Source organism: Marinagarivorans sp. (genome assembly GCF_982758155.1).
In genome coordinates this window covers 1-6,562 of the sequence record NZ_CEXWTU010000256.1, presented here as the reverse complement: position 1 = coordinate 6,562, position 6,562 = coordinate 1, and the positions used below count along the sequence as shown (strand labels likewise).

The 6,562-nt window shown below is 46.5% G+C and carries 6 protein-coding genes; 3 read left to right on the top strand and 3 right to left on the bottom strand.

Translation table 11 applies throughout. From position 1 onward, the window contains the following. Positions 1-203: 203 nt before the first annotated feature. The 3 genes from AC3A8L_RS18750 to AC3A8L_RS18740 are packed head-to-tail and all read left to right on the top strand — an operon-like array spanning position 204 to position 2,951. Positions 204-596, top strand: coding sequence for a BlaI/MecI/CopY family transcriptional regulator (locus tag AC3A8L_RS18750; RefSeq protein ID WP_487963805.1), 393 nt, complete (start codon positions 204-206; stop codon positions 594-596). A 45-nt stretch (positions 597-641) separates the two neighbouring features. Continuing rightward, positions 642-2,225 (top strand): TonB family protein, encoded by a 1,584-nt coding sequence (locus AC3A8L_RS18745; protein ID WP_487963804.1) that lies wholly within the window; start codon positions 642-644, stop codon positions 2,223-2,225. Between the two features lie 51 nt (positions 2,226-2,276). Then, a complete protein-coding gene (locus AC3A8L_RS18740) occupies positions 2,277-2,951 on the top strand; it encodes an energy transducer TonB (RefSeq protein ID WP_487963803.1) in 675 nt (224 codons plus the stop codon). Here AC3A8L_RS18740 and AC3A8L_RS18735 read toward each other — a convergent pair. From AC3A8L_RS18735 to AC3A8L_RS18725, 3 genes are all read right to left on the bottom strand, one after another. Next, positions 2,909-3,172 carry a hypothetical protein gene (locus tag AC3A8L_RS18735; protein ID WP_487963802.1) on the bottom strand — a complete coding sequence of 88 codons (264 nt, stop codon included), beginning with the start codon at positions 3,170-3,172 and terminating at the stop codon, positions 2,909-2,911. The two genes, AC3A8L_RS18740 and AC3A8L_RS18735, sit on opposite strands and share 43 nt — an antisense overlap. Positions 3,173-3,279: 107 nt before the next feature. Further along, positions 3,280-4,794, bottom strand: a complete 1,515-nt coding sequence (locus AC3A8L_RS18730; RefSeq protein WP_487963801.1) for a DUF1552 domain-containing protein — start codon at positions 4,792-4,794, stop codon at positions 3,280-3,282. 2 nt (positions 4,795-4,796) lie between these two features. Then, the coding region (locus tag AC3A8L_RS18725) for a DUF1592 domain-containing protein (protein WP_487963800.1) at positions 4,797-6,562 on the bottom strand (1,766 nt) is incomplete at its 5' end.

Below are 6,562 nucleotides of genomic sequence, written 5' to 3'. Positions count from 1 at the left end.
GATAAGAAAGCCGATCTCTTCGTCTAATTGGATAAACTATTATTGCCTCGCCCCTTATTTTTATTTCCCCAGAAGCCCTGCGTTCGCAAGGGCTCGATCACACTTAAAGTCTAACATTCCAAAAAAGTGTTGACTCTTGCTTCTGGTGTGCTAATTTTGTAGCACCTGCTACAAAATTAGCACTTATTCAAAGTGAGAGAGTGATGTCAGTCAATGCTATTTATGCTTCTCTGAGTCGGCGCGAACGGCAAATTATGGATGTGCTCCATGAAGAAAATCCGATTTCGGCAAAAGATATTCAAAATAAAATGCCTGATCCGCCGAGTTACTCGACCGTGCGGGCTTTAATTACGCGTATGGTCGATAAGGGCGTGGTCGCTTTTACCCATGAAGGCACAAAGCACATGTATCGACCCGTTCAAGCTCAAAATACAGTGCAAGCTTCTGCAATATCGCGCCTATTAAAAACTTTTTTTAAAGGGTCAAAAATAAAAGCGGTAACAGCACTGCTCGACGCCGATGGTAGTGAGATGGATGCGCATGAAATTGCAGAGTTAGAGCGGAAAATAGCACGGCTAAAAAAGCAATCTAAGTAAATCATACCCCTAAGAATAATATTATTGATGCCATGAGGTGATGCGATGTTTAACCTTTTAGTGATTATATTTTTAGTTTTTAAGTTAATGCTGGTCTTTGGTTGCGTGCGTTGGTGGTTGTATCGATCACGCGATACCCACTCGGGTAGGTTGGCGAGATTGGTTTGCATTGCTTTCTTGGGGGTTATTTTATTGCCTGTGGGCAGTGCGACATTGCCAGTTATTCGCTTAGATATTATTCCCGTGAATGTTTGGCACCTGTTCACGGTGGATTTACATTTGGCAACGCCCTTGATGCTCAAAGTTATTATGGCAGTTTATTTGATAGGTGTGTTTTGTGTGTTGGGCTACCGCTTTTGGCATCTATTAGCGGCGCTTGAGTACGTTAGTGGTTTAGAGGCTGCACCTGCGAAAGTGGGCAGCATGCTAATGCGCATAAAAAAAGATAATGGAGTTTTAGTCGCCGTTGGCTTAAAAGTAGGCGAATCAAAGCTTTGCAGTGAAGATGGTGTTGCGCAGGGGCCTTTTACCTTGGGTGCGATAACTCCCGTCATTGTGTTACCAAAAGTGTATAGCCAGTGGAGTCTTTCCACTTTGAATCGAGTACTCACACATGAGTTAGCTCATGTCGCTCGCAAAGATTGGTTTTGGCAGAACACTTTGCAGATTTTGACGGCTTTTGTTTGGTTTTTGCCTTCGGCATGGCGCTTAGGGAAACAGTTTTCTTGGTTGAGTGAATTGAATGCTGATGATGCCGTTTTGTCGAGTGGAAGCGGCCGTAGTGATTACGCCGATGACTTATTAAATATTGCTGCAGGGCACAACAGGGTTCCACAGAATTCGTTAGCGTTAATGGATGGCTCATATTGTTACGAACGCATCGCGGCAATTTTAGATGGTTCGCGATTGCGTGGCCGTGCTCCCTTTAAACAAACATCATTATGGGGATGGTTATTGGCCGCGTTGGCTTGGTTAATGTTTTCAATAATCACATTAGATGCTGCGGCTGTTTCTGTGTGGGATGAAGGTGAGCTTAGTCAACAAGCTTTAACGATTTATCATTTACCCGCGGCTGGCGAGGCCGGGAAGAATCGTGATTTAGTGCTACCCTCAAAATTCACGGCAGCTGTACAACCTAGCGGTTATTTAGAGTCTGTTGTCGTTATCGAAAGAGAGCATCAAGCAAGTAGAGATGCGTTGTTAAGTGATGTGGAGTCAGACATTAATCAGTTAGCGTCTATGGATGTTGATAACGTAATTGCGCCTAGTGTAACAGTGCACGGTTATGTCGCTATGCGTGCGGTTATTCCTGAGTACCCCCGGCGTGCGCAGCGAAAAAATATCGAGGGCCAAGTGATTGTGCAGTTTGATGTGCTACCCAGCGGTAAAGCTGGCGCTATTCGCATTGCTATGGCTAGCCCTAAACACGTTTTTGATGATGCTGTATTGGAGGCTATGGCAAAGTCGATATTCAAACCGGCGATGGACAACGGTCGTCCCATAAAAACAGAACATGCAACGCAAACATTTACATTTAGATTATCTGAGGGTGCAAAAACAAAAACCTTTAACCCCACGTTTGGTACACCAATACAGACAGCTGAGCAAAGTACTCACGCTGTACATTAGGTAAACGTGCCAGTTTAGCGCTTGCCGGTATCAACGTTTTCGGAGAAAATTATGACTCAAGCTATCTTCAATGAAAAAGTGTTCAATGAGAAAGTATTCAGTGAAAATACTTACATCACCCTATTTTGGTCTTCAATGAGTAAGTGGTTTTTTGCGGCGGCTACAGCTGGCGTCACAACGATTGCCTTAATTGCTTTAATGCACATTTTAATAGCAACACCGCAGCTTGAAGCGCCTGTTGTGGTTGATCGCCCAATACCGAATATCGTATTGAAAGAGACTGTGATCGTAAATCAAAAAATTGCTCCTTTACCGCCTAAGCCTACCGAGGTTGAAGTTACACCGACAGTGCCGAGGTTTAAGGGTGATGATATAGATAGAGGCGACGCTGGCTATATACCGGCTGCGCCACCTAAACCTACACCTGGAGGGGCGTTGGCTATTTTACCCAGTAGTTTTCCGGTTGCCCGCATGATGGTAGCGCCAGATTACCCTGCGCGTGCGGCGAATAAGGGAATAGAGGGTTTTGTTGATGTGCGTTTTGATGTGACCAAGACGGGGGCGACTAACAATATCGAGGTAATAGCCGCGCAGCCAGAGAATGTTTTCGATAAGTCGGCAGTGAATGCCATTAAACGCTGGAAATTTACGCCTTACGAGCGCGATGGTGAGGTAGTCGAATTTTACGGCATGAGTCGCCGTGTGGTATTTAACTTAGAAAAATAAATGTTTTGAATTTTCAGTGACGATGCCTGATAACCCGTTGCACCCTTGGGCGTCGAAAGGCGCCTTTTTTTATGGCAGCGAAGAATTGAGTCGCGCGCTTTCGCACGCAACTCGCGTTTGGTACTGGTACGCAGTGCTTTATGGGTTTTCTCGTGAACGCCGCCTTTGCGCAGTAGAGGATTTTGCGACACGGTATTGCGGTATTTTTTTCGTTTAATCATGAATGCCCCTTAACTAAAATCGCTTGGGGTGTTTAAGGGGGGATGAAAAATACCGCTAAAGATGGGGCGAATCTAAAGCGGGTAAGTGATGACCCTAAGAAAAATTGTTAACTCAAAAATCCGCTGTAGGGGTTTCTTGAATTACCAAAATGATCAAGGTTGGCCCCTAGTGCTTGAGAAATCCCCAAAAAGAAATCTGCAGAATCACGGAAGTTACCATTTTGACGGCAATCTAAATATTGGCCTGTTTTTACTGTTCCGCCAAGGCCGCCAGCCATAATGTAAGGCATATCGTGGGAGCGGTGGTTGTACATCGAAAACTCTGAACATGTCACAATTAATGTGCTGTCAAATAAGCTGCCACTGCCGTCCGGTGTTGCTTTTAATTTATCGATTAATTGTGCTAACTTGCCGTAATACCAGCGGTACACTCGAGCTTGGTTACGCCTGCGCACCTCGTTTGGATCGTGTCCCATGTAATGGTCATGCATTGGGCCTGCCTCAAGTCCGGGAATACCTTTTCCAGAACCATCAGTACGATCAAAAACACGATAGTGGTCTTTGGCTACAGGGCCAATATCAGTGCCGCTTCCGCTAAATTGCATAATAGATACGCGTGTGCGATCTAGCGCCATAGCAGCAACGGTGGTATTCATCGAAATGTCGACCAGCCGCTCGTAATTTTCGGGTTTATTCCAATATTTGGATAAATCCGTTCGGCTGCCAGAAGTGTTGGTCCAACCGTTGGGAATATCAAAGCGAACATCGGGGCCATTATCTTTTGCTTCGTCTTCGGCCTTTTGCAAAAGTGCTGCAGTTTGTGTTTCCAATTGTTTATAAGAGGCGAGCAGCGTTTCGTATTTGTCGCGTGCTGCTAAGCCGCCAACGCATTTCACTTGTTCGAGCCGCGCTTCCATTGCTTTTAGCATGTCTAGTTGGGCGTGTTCGTTGCCATAGGGGACAACACCATTGCCACCGCTGGGTGCGGGTATGCCGTTATTACCAAATACAACTTTGTAGGTATCCATGGGGTTCCAGTTTGAACTGCCGGTGGTGCCGCCACCGATGGTCCTTACTGGTGACATATAGCCGTCGTTGGCGCCTTTGTTGTGAACGTGATGCCCCCACATTGCACTGTAAATTGATGCAATAGGTGAGCTACCTTGCATTCTTTTTCCCAGTATTTGATCAATACTGCCTTCGTTCGGTTTGCTGCCGGTAAGCGCTGAGGCGACCACCGTTTTATGCGCCTCTGTTATGCTCGGTATGCCTGGGTTTTTAAAACCGCTGTAAAGGGATATATCACTTTGATGCGCTTTTAGTGGTTGCAAACAATAACTCGCTTGGCTCGCATCAATGTAATTGCGAATTGAACCGTTACTGCTTTTAGGGTTTTTGCCATTAATAGATGCACTCATATTAATGTTTAAGCTACCCGTATCAGCAGGCCAAAAGGCCTGTTGTGCGCAACCTTCGGGTACATACCAGAAAATCACACGTTTAATGTCGCTGTCGGCAGCTAGCGCTCGCTCGACCATTGCGGTTGAAATACTGGCAGCGCCAGTAACAGCGGCCGTATGTTTGATGAGTGTGCGCCGGTTCATTTTATTAAAATTATTCATGATTATTCTCCAACGTTACACGCTTGTGGTGCCGCTTCTGAGTACACATTTTTAAAGGCATCACTTGTGATAAGTGCACGCATACTGGCTTTAATGGATCCTGTATTTTCTAGCGCATCTCGAATGCTAAGGAAGCTCGCGCTTTCGCTTTCGGTCGCATCGCGGCCCATGGCAAAGCGGAATAATTGACGGCTTGCACAGTGATTAAAGGCGCGGCTATGGGGTAGTGCTTGTGTGAATTCGACAACGCTGTCGTACTCATCGGCGATATCCACATCCATATATAAACCGCCGAATAAATTCGCTTTATCGAATTTTTTACCGTAGTCATCATATAAATCGAACATGCGCCCGATGGGATCGACTACTTGGTGGCAGCCTTTACAGGCCGGGTGGGTTCCGCGGTCTGCGACCTCGTCGGCTAAATTGACCGATTGCTCTGCTGGTGGCGGCGGTGGCATTTGCTCGCAAAATAAACGTTCGTATACGACTTTGCCGCGGAAGATGGTATTCACGTCTCGGCCGTGTTTACCGTTGCCGGTTAAGAAATTGGCATGCGTTAAAATCCCTAAGCGGCTGGCGCTTGCAGGGAAATCATAACGCGCCCAATCGGTGGCTGGTGCTGGCACGGCATAGTGTTCGGCAAGTATGCTGTTAATGAAGCTGTAATCGGCGGTGAATAACTCCGAGATTGGCAGGTCGTTATCAATAATGTGGTCGATCATGCGGCGGGTTTCTTCATACATAGAGGCCTCAAGGGATAAGCCGCCTCCTAAGCTGTCGCAACGCACACCATCGCAGGTGCACCAACTGGTATTACTGGCGCTATTGTTACAATCGTAACTTTGCGCGAGCCCTTCAAACTGTGCCTGGCATTGAGGCGTTGAATTACACTGGTCACCTTGTATCGGCATGGGGATAATGCTTGCGCTTTCAGGTGGGGTCACTGGCATGCCTAACCATTCTGCGAAAAATTGCCATACCGTTTCTTTATAAGCACCATCGGACATTAACCGGTCTGCGTGGGTGGCAATTTTATTTTCGTCGCCCACAATGCTTGTGTGATCATTAATTAACGCTTGATCTGGCGCGGTGTTAATCAGCAGGTAAGACATGCGATTAATAAATTCACGTGCGGTGAGTTTTTGTACGCCGTTTGCGTTTTTATCGACGCCATTTTCCATTTGGTAAACCGCACGATCATCAATTAAAGCAAAGGCAATACCTGCGGCTAGCGCTTGCTCTGTTGAGGCGCCCCGGCCTGCGGCACTTTGTATTACAGAGGCAATAGCCGTTGCATCGGCATCGCTTAGGCTGCTTTCTCGCCACAACTGAATCAGCGCATTGTTTAAGTGCTCATTAATACATTGCTTGGCGTTTGTATTCCAATTGCATTGGCTTGCAAACTGCTGGGCGAGCGATGCTGATAAGGTATGGCTTGAGTTGACTAAAGTGACAAAATCAGCGGTTTTGTCAGAGGCATTATTGGTAAATATTTTAAATGGACCATAGTTGTCAGCCAAGTATGTGGTTGTTGGCAAAGTATTTAACGCAAACGCTTTTTTAACGGTGTTGGAGTATTCCATCTCGGTTAAGCGCATTTGTGGTGAAGCAACAGCACCAGAGGGCAAGTTAAAGTTACCGGCGCAACCGGTAGCGCCAACGCGGGTACCCGATAAAGTACTGGGGCAGTTATCAATCACATCGGCAATGCCGTCGGCATCGGCATCGGTGTTTTTGGCTGTGATGCCGCAGCCAGCCAGAGTCC